This is a genomic window from Gammaproteobacteria bacterium (assembly GCA_016705365.1).
Lineage (GTDB): Bacteria > Pseudomonadota > Gammaproteobacteria > Pseudomonadales > UBA5518 > UBA5518.
The window spans coordinates 59,334-74,270 of the sequence record JADIYI010000009.1; the positions used below are offsets into that span (position 1 = coordinate 59,334).

Sequence of the window (14,937 nt, forward strand, 5' to 3'; positions counted from 1 at the left end):
AACACTTCAAGACTGATTCAGCGCACCGGGTAATTGGGCGCTTCCTTGGTGATGTTCACGTCGTGCACATGGCTTTCATGGATGCCGGCAGAGGTGATGCGCACGAAGTTCGGGCGGGTGCGCATGGTCTCGATATCCGGACTCCCGGTATAACCCATCGCCGCGCGCAGCCCACCCATCAATTGATGCACGATCGCGGAGATGGGGCCCTTGTACGGAACACGCCCTTCGATGCCCTCCGGAACCAGCTTTTCCACACCGTCGGCGGCATCCTGGAAATAGCGGTCGCTCGAGCCGCCCGCCATCGCGCCAAGCGAGCCCATGCCGCGATAGGCCTTGTAGCTGCGTCCCTGGAACAGTTCGATTTCCCCGGGCGCCTCCTCGGTGCCGGCAAGCATGCTGCCGACCATCACTACCGAGGCGCCGGCGGCAACCGCCTTTGCCACATCGCCCGAGAAGCGGATACCACCATCGGCGATCAACGGCACCCCGCTGTCAGCCAGCGCCGCCGCCACATTCGCGACCGCGCTGATCTGCGGCACCCCGATGCCGGTGACGATACGCGTGGTGCAGATCGAGCCCGGACCGATGCCCACCTTCACCCCGTCGACGCCCGCATCGAGCAGATACCTCGCGGCCTCGGCCGTTGCCACGTTGCCGGCAATCACCTGGATCGCGGGGTAATCCCGCTTGATCGCCATCACCGTATTGCGCACATTGCGCGAGTGGCCGTGCGCGGTGTCGACGACCAGTACATCCACCCCGGCCTCGATCAGCCGCGTCACGCGCTCGTCCGTGCCACCCGAAACGCCCACCGCAGCGCCCACGCGCAGCCGGCCGTCTGCATCCTTGCAAGCGCTGGGATAACGCTCGGCCTTGAAGATATCCTTGGCCGTGACCATGCCGCAGAGCCGGAAATTGTCATCGACGACCAATACTTTCTCGACCCGGTGCCGATGCAGCAGCTTCTTGATTTCAGCCAGTTCGGTGCCCTCGCGAACCGTCACGAGGTCGCGTTTGCGGGTCATGATGGTGGAAACCGGATCATCCAAATTCTCGGCAAACCGCACATCCCTGTTGGTCACTATGCCGACCAGGTCGCGCTTGCGGTTGAGCACCGGGACCCCGGAAAAATTCTTTTCGATGGTGAGCCGGATCAGTTCGCGGATCGTGGCGGTCGAGACAATGGTGACCGGCTCACGCACCACGCCGCTCTCGTAGCGCTTGACCGCGCGCACTTCGTCGGCCTGCTGCTCCGGCGTCATGTTCTTGTGGATAATGCCAATGCCGCCTTCCTGGGCAATGGCGATGGCCAGCTTGGACTCCGTGACGGTATCCATTGCCGCCGACATCAGGGGAATATTGAGGGTGATCTCGCGGGTCAGGCGGGTCTGGAGGCGCACATCCTTGGCCACGACATCGGACTCGCCGGGCATCAGCAGTACGTCGTCAAAGGTCAGCGCTTCTTCCTGTACCCGCAGCATGGCGACTCCGCATGGCCTTGTTTGATCAAGGCGCGGCATTATACGGGCCACATCCGTGGCGGTAAACAAAGCCCGCGGTCACGGGGCCGGACTCAGCCGCTCAGACCGACAGGACAACTCACCTGCGTGCCACCGAGACCGCAGTAACCCGCGGGATTCTTGGCGAGGTACTGCTGATGGTATTCCTCGGCATAGTAAAAGGTGTCCAGCGCGCATATCTCGGTGGTGATCTCGCCGAATCCCGCCGCAACCAGCGCGCCCTGGTAGACCTCGCGGCTCTGCAGTGCCGCCTGCAATTGCTGCGCGTCGAAGGTGTAGATACCGGAGCGGTACTGGGTGCCGACGTCGTTGCCCTGGCGCATCCCCTGGGTCGGGTCATGACTCTCCCAGAAAACCTTGAGCAGCGCGCCGAAACTGGTGGAATCGGGATCGAAAACGACGTGCACTGCTTCCGTATGACCCGTCCGGCCCGAGCAGACCTCACGATAATCGGGATTGGGCGTCACTCCCGCCGTATACCCGACCGCTGTCGAATACACGCCGGTTTGCTGCCAGAAACGGCGCTCGGCGCCCCAGAAGCAGCCCAGTGCGAACACCGCGCACTGCATGCCGGCCGGAAAGGGTGCGCGCAGGGGATGTCCGTTCACAAAATGCCGCGCCGGAACCCGCATCTCCTGCTCCCGCCCCGGCAGCGCCGCGGAAGGTTGCGGCAACGAAATCCTGGTTGCGTCCTTCATGTTTACTCCTAGATCGTCACTCCGCCATCGACCACGATACACTCTCCGGTGATATAGCTCGCCGCTGCGGACACCAGATACAAAACGGTGCCGGCCATCTCGTCGGGCAGCGCGTGGCGGCCAAGGGGCACGCGTCCGATGATTTCACGGTGAATCTCCGGGTTGTCGAACAGGGCTCCGGCAAAACGGGTCTTGGTCAGGCCGGGCAGCAGCGCATTGACGCGGATATTGAATTCGCCACACTCGCGGGCAAACGCCTTCGTCATGTTGATCACCGCCGCCTTGGTGATCGAATAGATCGCCTGCCCCGGTGACGGTTGCAGCCCGTTGATCGATGCGGTGTTGACGATCGAGCCGCCGCCATGTTCACGCATCAGGCGCGCACCCTCCACCGACATGAAGAAGTAACCGCGGATGTTCACATCGACGGTCTTCTGGAACGCACCGGGATCGGTATCGAGCACATGTCCGAAATAGGGGTTGGTCGCGGCGTTGTTCACCAGGATGTCGAGCCGTCCGTGGACCGCACGAATATGGGCAAAAATCGCCGCAATATCCTCCAGGTTGCCGATATGACAGGCCGCGGCCTCGGCCGAACCACCGCTCTCGACGATCGAGGCGGCGACCACCGCACAGTCGGCACGCTTGCGGCTCGACACGATCACGTGTGCCCCGTGCTTGGCCAGCAGGCGCGCGATCGACTCACCGATTCCGCGGCTCGCGCCGGTGACCAGCGCCACCTTGCCACTCAGATCAAACATCGCATCCGGCATCGGAATTTCTCCTGGTTCGGGTTCGTCCGGTTCAATCGATCACTGCGCAACCGGCGGCCGCTATCGCGCGCGCCGCATCACCGTAGCGTAGCGCCTCGGCGCTCGAGGCATTGCCGTCGATGCCGCGCTTGTAGACGCCCTGGCAGATGGCGGCAAGACGAAAAAAACTGACCGCCAGATAGAAATTCCAGTCGCCGATATCGTCAATGCCCATGCGCTCGCAGTAACTCGCGACATAACTCTTTTCATCGGGGATGCCGAGCGCCACGCGCTCGACGCCGCCAAGCCCGCGCAATGCCGCCTGCCCGGCCGGCAGGCGCCACTGCATGCACTGATAGGCAAGGTCCGCATAGGGATGCCCCAGCGTCGAGAGCTCCCAGTCCAGTACCGCAATGATGCGCTCCTCCGCGGGATGAAACATCAGGTTGTCGAGACGATAATCTCCGTGCACCAGAGATACGCGCCCGTCATCGCCGGGAATCCTCGCTTCCAGCCAGCTCATGAGTCTCTCCATCGCATCGACACGCGTGGTTTCCGCGGCCCGGTACTGCTTGCTCCAACGGCTCACCTGGCGTGCGTAGTAGTTTCCCGGCTGTCCGAAATCGGCCAACCCGGCTGCCACCGGATCCACGCGGTGCAGCGCCACGAGCACACGGTTCATTTCATCGTAAACGCGCGCGCGCCGTTCGTTCGACAGTTCCGGCAATGTCGGCTCCCACAGCACCCGCCCGTCCAGGTGCTCCATGACATAGAACATGCTCCCGATCACGCTGTCATCGTCGCAAAGATACAACGCCGCCGGCACCGGTACCGCGCTGCCGGCCAGGGCACGGATCACCCGGAACTCCCGGTCGACGGCATGCGCCGATTTCAGCAGTTCGCCCGGGGGTTTGCGGCGCAACACATAACGGCCACTCGCAGCCTCCAGCAGGAAGGTGGGGTTCGATTGACCGCCGGGAAACTTGCGCGCCTCGCGCAGCCCACGGAAACCCGGAATTGCACGTTCCAGACAAGAACCCAGGCGTTCAAGGGGAAGGTTCTGCAGTGCATTGCCCATCGGTTCGTTTTCCTCTCGATTCAGCCATAGGTTATCGCATTATCGCGACCGCGACCTTCGAGATGCGGCACCGCATTCCAGCCGCCCACCGAGCAGCGCGGCCATTGCACCGCCGGAGCTGATCGCGAGAATTCGCCGATGATCGGCGGCGAGCGCGAACAAGGTCTCCATATTGACCGCATCGCGCAATGCCGGCCATCTGAAAAAAGTCCCGGCACGCTGTGTTGTGCCCGAATTTCTAGTATGCGATTTCTAAATGCGATCGCTAATCTGCACCCATCGTGAACGAATCGGGTTCACGCGAACCGTCCCCGTTACCACATTCAGGAGAATGATCATGGCAGAAGTAGCAAGCACCGAAACCACCCGCAAGCCCGGCCGCCCGAAAGGCACCCGCAAGGCACCGGCGCGCAAGGCCGCAACCCGCAAGACCGCAGCGTCCAGGTCTGCTGCCGTCAAGCGTCCCGTGCACAAGCCTGCGGCTCGCAAGCAGGCTATCTCGATCGACAAGGTAAGCGATACCGTGAAGGAAGTCGCGTTTGTGCAGCTCGGCATCTGCGGCAAGGTATACGACGAGGTCAACACCCGCATGAGCAAGGCCCGCAAGGACGCTCCGAAGCAGTGGAGCGAACTGGTCAAGCGCGGCGAGCGCGTGCAGCGCGATCTCGAACAGGCGCAGAAGGATCTGAGCAAGGATCTCAAGAAGCGCGTCGGCAAGATCGACGTCAGGAGCGACCTGGAAGGCCGCGTTGCCAAGGTACGCAAAGTTGTGAACAAGCTGAAAAACCGCGTCAGGAAAGCCGCCTGATCCCATCGGTTCTCAATCCGGTAAAGCCACCTCCGGGTGGCTTTTTTTGTCTTTGCGACCAGGCTCCGGGGCGCACAGGGCGCCCGCGAGGCGGGCTCTCGATCAGGGTATGAGCACCGCGGCTCCGCTGAAGCGCCCTTCGCGCAGATCATCCAGCGCCTCGTTGGCCTGCTCCAGGCGGTAGGCATGCACTTCGGTTCGCACGGGCAAGGCCGCGGCCAGCGGCAGGAACTCCTCGCCATCGCGCCGGGTCAGGTTGGCAATGGACTGGATATGCCGCTCACCCCACAACAATGCGTACGGGAATGACGGGATATCGCTCATGTGAATACCGGCGCAGACCACTCTCCCGCCCTTGCGCACCGCGCGCAGCGCGAGGGGCAGCAGTTCACCCGCCGGGGCGAAAATGATCGCGGCATCGAGTTCGCAGGGCGGTGCGCACTCGCAACCCGCCGCCCAACGAGCTCCGAGCCGCCGCGCGAACGCCTGCGCCTCGTGATCGCCTTCGCGGGTAAAGGCATAAACTTCCTGACCGTGGGCGCAGGCTATCTGCACCAGAATATGCGCTGCCGCTCCGAAGCCGTAGAACCCCAGGCGCTGTGCCGATTGCACCGGCCGGTATGCGCGATAGCCGATGAGGCCGGCGCACAGCAGCGGAGCTGCCTGCACACTGTCGAGCTTGTCCGGAATCGCAAAACAGTAGTGTGCGTCGGCAACGCAATATTCCGCGAATCCACCATCAATCTGATAACCGGTGTAGAGCGCCTCATCGCAAAGATTTTCCTCGCCGCGACGGCAATAGGCACAACACCCGCAGCTTCCCCCCAACCAGGGAACACCGACCCGGTCACCGATGGCGAATCCGCTCACCGCGCTGCCGAGCGCCACCACACAGCCAATGATCTGATGCCCGGGTATCAGTGGCAGGCGCGGTTCGCGCAAATCGTTGTCGACTACATGCAGGTCGGTACGGCATATGCCGCATGCCAGGATCCGCAACAGCAGCTGCGCGGGAGCGGGTACCGGGATCGCGACCTCGCAGGCTTGCAGACGCTCCCCTGGAGCGTGCAACACCATTGCGCGCATTTTCGTTTTCCTGTCCATGTCAGAACGATACCCTTCCCGCGCGCTGCCCGGATTGATCCGCATCAAGCGGTCCCGACGCTCGCTGCAGCTCAATCGGCGCCCGCCTCGTACCGCGCCCGGTAACGCTGCCGGACGCTGTCGCTCGCTGCCCGCTCGAGCGCGGCGCCGTAACTCCGCGCGGCCAGCTTCGTGTCCCCGAGCGCGCGATAGACGCGCGCCAGGGCAAAGTGGAAATCCCCTTCCTTCGGTGCTTTGCGTACCGCCGCGCGGAACGCCGCGAGAGCCTGCGGATACTCGCCGCTGTGCAGGTAATACTCGCCCTGTGCATACATGAAATAGGGATTCTTGCGACGCAAACGCTCGACCCGCGCACGCAGCGCGCTCGCTTGTTCCCGTTCGCCCTGCAACTCGGCCACGCCCGCGAGGTTACCGAGCGCCGAGAGATTGCGCGGATCGAGCGCGAGCGCCTGGCGATAGCTCTGCCCGGCTTCCTGCAGCTGGCCGTTTCTGGCCAGCGCCACGCCGATATTGATCCACAGCGAGGCGGCTCGCGGATCGACTTCCAGGCCCCGACGAAACAAGCGATACGCCGTGCCGGGATTGTCGTCCGTGAGCTGCTCGACGCCGAGATTGCCAAAATACTGCGCGATCGCATTGGCGTCGCCGATGATTTTCGCGCGGCTCCAGGACGCCGCATCGGGCGGCCGGAAATCGACCACGAACTTGCGACTGGCCACCCGTACCAGCGTATTGACGTGGCGCTCCACCAGGAACACACGCCCGGCAAGACGCCAGGTGGGAAGTACGGGCACGTCCTGGAAGCGGGCGTCGAGCCCGGCCTCACGCGCCATTGCCACCAGCAGAGCACTGAACGAAAGGCAGTTCGCTGCCCGTTGTCGATACGCTTCGCGTGCGGGCAGGGTCAACTCGGAATCGTAGCGGATACCCAACTGCTCCGGATCGAGCAGCAGCCTGGAAAGCCGCTGCAGCCGATCGAGGGGATCGCGCACCCGGCCCAGGCGGGCGGTCACGAGCGCGCGCATGTCGTCATCGATCGCGAGAAACTGCTCTGCGGCGGGAAGCTCGGTCGTGCCCGCGTCGCCAGCGAACGCCGGCACATCGAGCAGCGCCGGTGGCTGCCGCGCCGCACACCCTCCCAGGAACATCACCAGCACAACGCCCAGTGAGACGAGGAGCGCAGTTGCCTCGAGCCTCGGATTGCCGGTTTTTTCGCCATTTTCCCCGGGCACGGCAAAAACCTGTTGAAAACCGCGTGATTCTGCGGTTACTTTGAGCCACCGGAGGTGCGCCTGTCAGAGCGCGCCCTTTCAGGAGGATAACGCCTTTCCATACCTGGAATCATCGACTCTCGATGGCGCGGGGCTGAACCGATGAACCCGCGCATCCTGCGTCTCAATATCGGCGGTCAACCCGTGCAGTGGTTGAGCTGGCAGGAAGCCACCTGCCTCTACGCTCGCGAAATGGTTGCCTGGACCCTTGGTGACACTGTTCGCACGGTGCTCGGAGGCGTTTCGCGCCTGTCGGGCCTGCAATCCTCCATAGCCTTGCACAGCATCGTGGCCTGCTCGGGTCACGTCGTGTTCAAACCGCGTACGGTTCCTCCGCTCACCAACCGCGCATTGTTCCGGCGCGACCTGCATGTGTGCATGTACTGCGGCATCAAGCTCGGCGAACGCGAGCTCACCCGCGACCATATCGTGCCGAAATCCCGCGGCGGACGCGATTCATGGACCAATGTCGTGGCAGCCTGCAAGCGCTGCAACCAGCGCAAGGGCAACCGCCTGCCCGAGGAAGCCACCATGGAGATGCTGGCCATCCCCTATCAACCCAACACCGCCGAGTGGCTCGCGCTGATCAACAGCGATCGCATCCGTGGCGATCAGATGGAATTCCTGCGCTCGCAATTTTCCCCGCACTCGCGCTGGAACTGATCCCTGGGCACGGAAGCCGGTAGCTGCGACGCAATCGCCACGCTGATGTGACGACCGAACCGCGAAGTGGGACGGGTAACCCGGAGTAAAGCGCATGAATTTTCGTCTTGCCAGTGGCGTACTCGCCTGTCTGCTGGGGTTCACAGCCTCGCTCGCATCGGCGTCTGACGGGCCGGCTCCCGAGCGGGTGCGCGAACTCGCGCGGGCGGCGTATATCTGGGGCTATCCGATGGTCGACCTGTACAGCATCCTGCGCAGTCAGACACTCGATCCATCGTCGGCGGAATTCAAGGCCCCGCTGAATCACGTGGGGCATGTGCGCCACGTCGGTACGCCGCAAGACAAGGTGGTCGTCGCGCCCAACCTGGATACTCCGTACTCCTACGCCTGGCTGGACCTGCGTGCCGAGCCGGTAGTGATCACCGTGCCGCCTTTCGAAAGCAACCGCTATCTCTCGCTGCAGATCAGCGACCTGTACACCTGGATTGTCGGTTACGTCACACCACGCACCAACGGATATGGCGGCGGCGATTTCCTGGTGGCGCGAGAAGCCTGGCAAGGGGAGGCTCCGCCTGGAATCCGCAAGGTGTTTCGTTCGCCGACGGATCTCGCGCTGGGTTTTTTCCGCATCCAGTTGCTGAATCCCGATGACCTGCCGAACGTCCATCGCCTGCAGAACAGTATCGTCGTGCGTCCGCTCTCCACGTACATGGGAGACCCCAACGCGCCCGCACCGCAACCGATGCCCGCGCCAATCACCGCCATCAACGTGCGCAAGACTCCGACGGACCCCGCTTTTTTCGACATCCTGAACTGGATGCTGCAATTCATGCCGGTACTGCCCGAGGAGGTCGAGTTGCGCCGTGACATCGCCGGGACCGGCATCGGTGCGGGGCAGCGTTTTCGGCCCGACGACGGCCCACGGGCGACCGTGATCGCCGGTATGGAGGAGGGGCATGCCGAGATCCAGCAGCGCGCTGCGAAGGTGCGTTCCTCGGCCGAAATTTTCGGTTCACGGGAATTCATTGGTCGCGATTACCTCTCCCGCGCCGCGGGCGCGATGCTCGGCATTCTCGGCAACTCGGCCGAGGAATTCCTGGGAATCGGATACCCTGCCGACGCCGAGGGTAATCCCTTCGATGGCAACAAGCGCTACCGGATCCATTTCGAGCCCGATCGGATGCCGCCGGTGGGTGCATTCTGGTCGATCACTGTGTACACGCAGGAGCGCCTGTTATACGCCAATCCTCTGCAGCGCTACGCGATCAATAGCCCGTTGGTGCCTACCCTGGTGCGCGATGCCGACGACGGCTTCACGATCGACATCCAGCACGAATCACCGGGGCCCGAGCGCGAGTCCAATTGGCTGCCGGTGCCGCAAGCCCCGTTCATCCTCACGTTCCGCGCCTACCAGCCCGAAGACGCAATCCGCGAAGGCACATGGAAGGCGCCGCCACCGGTGCCGTTGCCGTTGCCACATTGATGCGTTTCCGGTAGATCCACTGCCGCTGACAGACGACGCGGCGCCGGTGCCGGGCGACGCACGCGCACTGCTGTCGGAGGCGCCCCGGCGCGCGATGGCAGTTCCGCCTCCCCCCGCCGGCGAGCATGCCGTGATCAGGGTCGAGGCGCCGTCCTGAACTCAGTGCAGTATCCGGTGCATCTCCACCTGTACTCCGAGCACCAGCGCACCATGGGTGGTGATCTCGCCACGGTAGCGACGCTCGCCATCGCTGGTGAATTCGAAGCTGAAGCAGCGCTTGATGCGCAGCTGCCCATCGGACGCACGACACAGGCTGATGCGCTGGCGACTCACGGTCTCGTCGAGCATCTGCAGGTCCACGTTGCGACAATATTCGCGCCCGGCGCGCAAAGCCATCTCGCGTACCCGGATGCCGTCGTAAAACAGCCATCCGATCGCGGCCACCAACGTTGCCAGCAACAGCTGCTCAAGCATCGACGCCCCACGCAAACCGCTCGCCCACCAGCTTTTCCGACAATGCCCACAGTTGCTCGGCCGCCGTCGGATCGCGCGCGTACGAACGGTATCCGCCGACCATTGCCGCGGGATCGTCGTTCGCTTCGGCCACACCGCAATCCTCGAGATACAAGCCGCCGCGGGTACCCAGCGCCGGATCGGTAGCAGCCCACACCGTGGTCGCTGCACCCTGCTCCAGAGTCTTGAACGAGTATCCGCCGGCACTCCCGGCCCGCGCCCGCAACAGGGCGTAATCCTCCGCCTGCAGGTGCCGACCCAGGCCGGTGCTGGCGATCGCCCCCGGGTGCACCGCGTTCACGCTCACGCCGAGGTCCGCCAGGCGCCGGTTCAGCGCGACCGAAAACAGGATATTGGCGGTCTTCGCCTGACCATAAGCCTGCCATTTCTCATAGGGGCGGCGACGGAAATCGACATCGTCAAAATGCACATCCGAGAGCTTGTGGCCAGCCGAACTGAGATTCACCACGCGCGAGGGAGCGCTGCGCACCAGCATCGGCACCAACAGCGCGCTCAGCAGAAAATGCCCCAGATGACACACCGCGAACTGCATCTCGTGTCCATCCGCCGAGTACGCGAGCGGACTCGCCATCACGCCGGCGTTGTTGATCAGCAGGTTGAGCCGTTCGTGCGTGGAACAAAAGCGACCTGTCGCGGCGCGCACGCTGCTCATCGATCCGAGGTCGATTTCGAGCCAGTCGACGCGCGCGTTGCCGCTACTCGCGACGATGCCCTGTGCGGCCTGCTGCAGGCGCGACTCCCCGCGACCGGCCAGCGTGACACTCGCGCCATGCGCGGCCAGCGCGCGTGCGGTTTCCAGCCCAAGCCCCCCGGTGGCGCCGGTGACCAGCGCCGTGACGGCGCCGAGATCCAGCCCCTGCAGGACCTCGTCCGTGGTGCGCTCCGCGCCGTTCGGCGCTGCCGTGCTCACCGCGTGCTCCCGGGTGCGGATACCGGGTGACGCCCGGAGATTTCGCCCTGCTCCAGCACGGTGATGTGCTGCCAGAACGGCGCACCCAGATCGAGCCGCGCTTCGAGTCGATACTGCAGGGGCTCGTCGGGACGTTCCATCAACCTGCTCACCAGGCGCATGCCGTTCAACAGGCTTGCCGACAGGACCACCGTCATCTCCACCTCCGAATATGCGGGCACCGGCGGGGGGTTTGCCGCGACGCCGCGCAAGAGTTCCAGGTCGTTGAAACCGACGTTGACCACCAGTCCGCGCGCTGCCAGCGCAGAGGAGTTCGGATTCATCACCCGCAGGCCAACCTCGATGCGCTGCTCGATCCCCGAGGCCGGCAACACCTTCACCGAGACGATGCTGACCCCCGGCTCCTCGATCGGCGTGAATACGCCGGCACAGCCTGCCAGCAGCAGCACGACGATCGGCAGACAAACGCTTCTCAGGATTTCAGCCATCGCTCTCGATCTCCCGGGGACCTCGCGGAGTGTAGGGTCAGCGGCGTCATCCGGGCAACCCGCCGCTGCGGGTTGACTGCATTCGTCACGAGCCAATGAGCCGCATCACCATTGCGGGCATGCGGGTCGGGTACCATGATTGCCACAAACCCAGCCCCTGACGAGGTTCATATGCGCACCGAACTCTGCAAGCAACTCGGCATCGAGATTCCGATTTTCGCGTTTACCCATTGCCGCGACGTCGTGGTGGAAGTCAGCAAGGCCGGGGGCTTGGGGGTACTCGGCGCGGTTGGCTTCTCGCCCGACAAGCTGCGTGAGGAGCTCGACTGGATCGACGCCCATATCGGGGATCTGCCATACGCGGTGGATATCGTGATCCCGCAGAAATATGAAGGCATCGGCAACATCGACCCCGCCGAACTGGAGCAACAGCTGGAATCCATGGTGCCACAGGAGCACCGTGATTTTGCCGCGCGCCTGCTGCGCGAGCACGGCGTTCCGGAGTGGCCCGACCAGGAGGACCGCATGGGGTTGCTCGGCTGGACCGAAGCCACCGCATCGCCCTTGCTCGAGGAAGCGCTCAAGCGCCCCAAGGTCAAGCTCATCGCCAACGCGCTCGGTACGCCGCCCAAGGAAATCATCGACCGCATCCATGCCAGCGGTCGCCTGGTGGCCGCGCTGTGCGGCAAGGTGAAGCAAGCCAGGCAGCACAAGGCGGCAGGCGTCGATATCGTGATCGCACAGGGATCCGAAGGCGGTGGTCATACCGGCGAAATCGGCAGCATCGTATTGTGGCCGCAAATCATCGATGCCGTCGCCCCGACACCGGTGCTCGCGGCAGGCGGCATCGGCAACGGCAGGCAGGTAGCCGCGGCGCTCGCGATGGGCGCGGCCGGTGCATGGACCGGCTCGCTGTGGCTGAGCGTGGCCGAAGCCGCCGCCGAGCCGGAGGAGAAGGAGTGCTACTTCCAGGCGACCAGCGAGGACACCGTGCGCTCGCCCTCGTGGACCGGCAAACCGGCTCGCATGTTACGCAATGACTGGACCGATGCCTGGGCCGCGCCCGGGACACCGAAACCGCTCGGCATGCCGCTGCAGGGCCTGGTCAGCGCTGACGGGATGCGTCGTACCCACCGCTATATCGCCACCGGCGACACGCGCAAGGTGGCTTTTCATCCGATCGGACAGGTGGTCGGACAGATCCACCACGTGGAGACCAGCCGTGGCGTGGTGCAGCGCCTGATGGAGGAATACGTGGATGCGCTAGAGCGCCTCAATGGGCTGATGGCGGAGTGAGAGGCACGCCCGGTGCTTCGAGAAAGCGCCGGACCTGCTCGCGCTCGGCCAGCGCATCCTGGTAACCGAGATCCATCAAGCGCGAGCAGAAACCGCCGTCGAACATGAGATAGCTCGCAAAACTCGCACCCGCCCCGCGTGGCGTGGTGCCGAGCAGGCGGAACAACAACTGCAGCGAACGCGGCTGCTTGGCGAGGTAATCGACCGCAATCTCGCTGAAGTGCGCCGACGGCGTGATCACGAAGGTTTCGATATGCTGCGTGCCAATGCGCTCGCGCGCCTCGGCCGGCAGCTCCATCGAGAAGGTGTTGAAGCGCCGCGCCAGCTCGATGTCGGCCTCCAGATTGTCGATGAATTCCCGGTTGAGCAGATGCCCCGCCATCTGCCCGATGCTCGGGCGGCGGCGCTCGATCATGTGCGGCTGATCCTCGACCGGTGCCGACACCCCGATGATGAACAGCCGCGTGGCGCCGAACTTCAGTGCCGGGCTTATCGGATGCAACTGGCGCAAGGCCCCGTCGCCATAGAACGATTCGCCGATGCGCTGCGCCGGGAACAGGATCGGGATCGCCGCGGATGCCATCACGTGGTCGAGCTCCAGCGTGGTTTTCACGCCGTGACGATAGAGCCGGTCCCACGGTGTCGCGTGCCCGCCGTCGTAAAAGGCCACCGATGCCCCGCTCGAGTAATCCATCGCGGTGATACACAGGTTCTGCAAATAGCCGGCCTTGAGGTTGGCACTGGCGGTCTCGAAATCGAGCCAGCTGGTCAACATGCCACGCAACGGCGTGTTGTCCAGCATCGAGGTCGGAGCGCCGCGCGTGCTCGAGCGAAACGGGGTGGTGAGGATCCGCAGCAGGTTGCCCAGCACCGCACGCCAGCGCGGATCGTAGACATCGCTGGCCGTGATGCCGCGCCAGGCGCGATAGAGCGTCTCGATTCCCTCGCGGGGACGATGCGCATTCGCCGCCATGAAAACGGCATTGATCGCCCCGGCTGAGGTTCCGCAAACCACCTCGAACGGAAACCGGTCCTGCCCGTAGGCCTCCATCACGCCGCGCATCACCCCGACCTGGTAGGCTGCCCTTGCCCCGCCGCCGGAGAGTATCAGCGCTGTCGTCATGGCCCCTTGCCCCGCGCAAGACGGCGGATGATTGCATACTCCCGGGCCGTCACCGGTTGTACCGACAGCCGCCCCTGCTTCAGCAGCAGCATGGCTTGCAGACCCGCTTCGCTCCTGATCACGCCAATGCTGACCGGACGAACGAAGTGCTCACGATAGCGGATATCGATGCAGTACCAGCGCGGTGCATCCGGCCGCGCCGCCGCGTCGAACAACGGGGTAGCGGCCTGGAACTGGGCCGGATCGGGATAGCCGGCGCGTACCACTTCGGCACAGCCGACCACCGCCGGTTCGCGTATACCGGAGTGATATATCAGACAGTGATCACCGGAGCGCACCGCATCGCGCAGGAAATTCCTCGCCTGGTAATTGCGTATCCCGTCCCAGCGCATGCTGCCGCCGCGCGCATCGCGTATGTCCTCGATGCTGCACTCCGCGGGCTCCGTTTTCAGCAGCCAGACGTTCAAGGCGCGCTCATGCCGGCGTTGTGATCGAGCATTCGCATCGTCGCCACACTCCACGTCCCGACTCGATTGCAGTCTAGTCCACGCCGGCAGTGCGCGCTGTTCACGGTATCCGCCGTCGATACCGTGCGGCACTGGATTACGCCACCCGGGAAATCTGCGTCGAGTGAAGCCTGGAGACTGCGCGGCAAACCCAGGGCCGCGCGCGGGCTACCCGCAGGCCGGACCGCTCGGGTCCGAACCCTACTCGTCCGGGAAAAACCGGCTGATGGTGTCGACCACGCAGGCAGGCCGCTCGCCGCCTTCGATCTCGACGCTGACCCGCACGATCAGCTGCACCGCGCCTTTCACCTCTTCGGCCGCCACGATCTCGCCGTGCCCGCGAATACGCGAACCGACGACGACGGCAGCCGGAAACCGCACCTTGTCGACACCGTAATTGACACCCATGCGCACGCCGTCGACGCGCAATAACTGTGGCAGGAACAGGTTCACCAGCGACAGCGTCAGGTAGCCATGCGCGATGCAGGCACCGTAGGGGCCGCTGCGGGCACGCTCGGGGTCGACGTGAATCCACTGGTGGTCGCCGGTGGCATCCGCAAACAGGTTCACCCGTTCCTGGGTGATCGGCAGCCACTCACTCGGCCCGAGCGTCGTCCCTTCCTTGCCCAGCAGATCGCCGGGGCGATCGAAAACCATGGTCATTCGCAATGTCTCCATTTCCGGTTGTTGACGATCACCA

16 protein-coding genes are annotated in these 14,937 nt (G+C 64.1%); 4 read left to right on the forward strand and 12 right to left on the reverse strand.

Annotated elements, in window-relative coordinates:
- Positions 1-17: 17 nt before the first annotated feature.
- From guaB to IPF49_18425, 4 genes are all read right to left on the reverse strand, one after another.
- Complete coding sequence (gene guaB / locus IPF49_18410; protein ID MBK6289563.1) at positions 18-1,484, reverse strand: IMP dehydrogenase; 1,467 nt, start codon at positions 1,482-1,484, stop codon at positions 18-20.
- Between the two features lie 92 nt (positions 1,485-1,576).
- Positions 1,577-2,221 carry a peptide-methionine (S)-S-oxide reductase MsrA gene (gene msrA, locus IPF49_18415; protein ID MBK6289564.1) on the reverse strand — a complete coding sequence of 215 codons (645 nt, stop codon included), beginning with the start codon at positions 2,219-2,221 and terminating at the stop codon, positions 1,577-1,579.
- 8 nt (positions 2,222-2,229) lie between these two features.
- Positions 2,230-2,994 carry an SDR family oxidoreductase gene (locus IPF49_18420; GenBank protein ID MBK6289565.1) on the reverse strand — a complete coding sequence of 255 codons (765 nt, stop codon included), beginning with the start codon at positions 2,992-2,994 and terminating at the stop codon, positions 2,230-2,232.
- Between the two features lie 31 nt (positions 2,995-3,025).
- Entirely contained in the window at positions 3,026-4,051 is a 1,026-nt protein-coding gene (locus IPF49_18425) for a phosphotransferase family protein (protein MBK6289566.1), read from the reverse strand.
- A 337-nt stretch (positions 4,052-4,388) separates the two neighbouring features.
- Here IPF49_18425 and IPF49_18430 point away from each other — a divergent pair, with 337 nt between their 5' ends.
- The gene (locus IPF49_18430; protein MBK6289567.1) at positions 4,389-4,859 is read left to right on the forward strand and encodes a hypothetical protein; all 471 of its coding nucleotides are present in this window, start codon (positions 4,389-4,391) and stop codon (positions 4,857-4,859) included.
- Between the two features lie 102 nt (positions 4,860-4,961).
- Here IPF49_18430 and IPF49_18435 read toward each other — a convergent pair whose 3' ends face one another.
- Positions 4,962-5,945 (reverse strand): zinc-dependent alcohol dehydrogenase family protein, encoded by a 984-nt coding sequence (locus IPF49_18435; protein MBK6289568.1) that lies wholly within the window; start codon positions 5,943-5,945, stop codon positions 4,962-4,964.
- A gap of 89 nt (positions 5,946-6,034) precedes the next feature.
- Complete coding sequence (locus IPF49_18440) at positions 6,035-7,195, reverse strand: tetratricopeptide repeat protein (GenBank protein ID MBK6289569.1); 1,161 nt, start codon at positions 7,193-7,195, stop codon at positions 6,035-6,037.
- Positions 7,196-7,336: 141 nt separating this feature from the next.
- Here IPF49_18440 and IPF49_18445 point away from each other — a divergent pair, with 141 nt between their 5' ends.
- On the forward strand, positions 7,337-7,897 hold the full coding sequence (locus IPF49_18445) for an HNH endonuclease (GenBank protein MBK6289570.1): 561 nt from the start codon (positions 7,337-7,339) through the stop codon (positions 7,895-7,897).
- Between the two features lie 94 nt (positions 7,898-7,991).
- Positions 7,992-9,380 (forward strand): DUF1254 domain-containing protein, encoded by a 1,389-nt coding sequence (locus IPF49_18450; protein ID MBK6289571.1) that lies wholly within the window; start codon positions 7,992-7,994, stop codon positions 9,378-9,380.
- Between the two features lie 159 nt (positions 9,381-9,539).
- Here IPF49_18450 and IPF49_18455 read toward each other — a convergent pair whose 3' ends face one another.
- Genes IPF49_18455 through IPF49_18465 form a run of 3 tightly spaced genes read right to left on the reverse strand, consistent with a single transcriptional unit; the run spans position 9,540 to position 11,312 of the window.
- Positions 9,540-9,854: a DUF3301 domain-containing protein gene (locus IPF49_18455; GenBank protein MBK6289572.1), complete on the reverse strand. Its 315-nt coding sequence runs from the start codon at positions 9,852-9,854 to the stop codon at positions 9,540-9,542.
- Positions 9,847-10,824: an SDR family NAD(P)-dependent oxidoreductase gene (locus IPF49_18460; protein MBK6289573.1), complete on the reverse strand. Its 978-nt coding sequence runs from the start codon at positions 10,822-10,824 to the stop codon at positions 9,847-9,849. The genes IPF49_18455 and IPF49_18460 overlap by 8 nt, the downstream gene beginning before the upstream one ends.
- Positions 10,821-11,312 (reverse strand): LEA type 2 family protein, encoded by a 492-nt coding sequence (locus IPF49_18465; GenBank protein ID MBK6289574.1) that lies wholly within the window; start codon positions 11,310-11,312, stop codon positions 10,821-10,823. The genes IPF49_18460 and IPF49_18465 overlap by 4 nt, the downstream gene beginning before the upstream one ends.
- A 171-nt stretch (positions 11,313-11,483) precedes the next feature.
- On the opposite strand from IPF49_18465, the gene IPF49_18470 reads away from it, so the two are divergent.
- Positions 11,484-12,608 carry a nitronate monooxygenase gene (locus IPF49_18470; protein ID MBK6289575.1) on the forward strand — a complete coding sequence of 375 codons (1,125 nt, stop codon included), beginning with the start codon at positions 11,484-11,486 and terminating at the stop codon, positions 12,606-12,608.
- Here IPF49_18470 and IPF49_18475 read toward each other — a convergent pair.
- From IPF49_18475 to IPF49_18485, 3 genes are all read right to left on the reverse strand, one after another.
- Positions 12,586-13,731 carry a patatin-like phospholipase family protein gene (locus IPF49_18475; protein MBK6289576.1) on the reverse strand — a complete coding sequence of 382 codons (1,146 nt, stop codon included), beginning with the start codon at positions 13,729-13,731 and terminating at the stop codon, positions 12,586-12,588. The two genes, IPF49_18470 and IPF49_18475, sit on opposite strands and share 23 nt — an antisense overlap.
- Positions 13,728-14,198, reverse strand: coding sequence for an EVE domain-containing protein (locus tag IPF49_18480; GenBank protein MBK6289577.1), 471 nt, complete (start codon positions 14,196-14,198; stop codon positions 13,728-13,730). The genes IPF49_18475 and IPF49_18480 overlap by 4 nt, the downstream gene beginning before the upstream one ends.
- 240 nt (positions 14,199-14,438) lie before the next feature.
- Entirely contained in the window at positions 14,439-14,900 is a 462-nt protein-coding gene (locus IPF49_18485) for a MaoC family dehydratase (protein ID MBK6289578.1), read from the reverse strand.
- Positions 14,901-14,937 lie beyond the last annotated feature (37 nt).

Coding starts and splice junctions, on each gene's coding strand:
- guaB (MBK6289563.1), bottom strand. CDS start 1,484: ATGCTGCGGGTACAGGAAGAAGCGCTGACCTTTGACGACGTACTGCTG.
- msrA (MBK6289564.1), bottom strand. CDS start 2,221: ATGAAGGACGCAACCAGGATTTCGTTGCCGCAACCTTCCGCGGCGCTG.
- IPF49_18420 (MBK6289565.1), bottom strand. CDS start 2,994: ATGCCGGATGCGATGTTTGATCTGAGTGGCAAGGTGGCGCTGGTCACC.
- IPF49_18425 (MBK6289566.1), bottom strand. CDS start 4,051: ATGGGCAATGCACTGCAGAACCTTCCCCTTGAACGCCTGGGTTCTTGT.
- IPF49_18430 (MBK6289567.1), top strand. CDS start 4,389: ATGGCAGAAGTAGCAAGCACCGAAACCACCCGCAAGCCCGGCCGCCCG.
- IPF49_18435 (MBK6289568.1), bottom strand. CDS start 5,945: ATGCGCGCAATGGTGTTGCACGCTCCAGGGGAGCGTCTGCAAGCCTGC.
- IPF49_18445 (MBK6289570.1), top strand. CDS start 7,337: ATGAACCCGCGCATCCTGCGTCTCAATATCGGCGGTCAACCCGTGCAG.
- IPF49_18450 (MBK6289571.1), top strand. CDS start 7,992: ATGAATTTTCGTCTTGCCAGTGGCGTACTCGCCTGTCTGCTGGGGTTC.
- IPF49_18455 (MBK6289572.1), bottom strand. CDS start 9,854: ATGCTTGAGCAGCTGTTGCTGGCAACGTTGGTGGCCGCGATCGGATGG.
- IPF49_18465 (MBK6289574.1), bottom strand. CDS start 11,312: ATGGCTGAAATCCTGAGAAGCGTTTGTCTGCCGATCGTCGTGCTGCTG.
- IPF49_18470 (MBK6289575.1), top strand. CDS start 11,484: ATGCGCACCGAACTCTGCAAGCAACTCGGCATCGAGATTCCGATTTTC.
- IPF49_18475 (MBK6289576.1), bottom strand. CDS start 13,731: ATGACGACAGCGCTGATACTCTCCGGCGGCGGGGCAAGGGCAGCCTAC.
- IPF49_18485 (MBK6289578.1), bottom strand. CDS start 14,900: ATGACCATGGTTTTCGATCGCCCCGGCGATCTGCTGGGCAAGGAAGGG.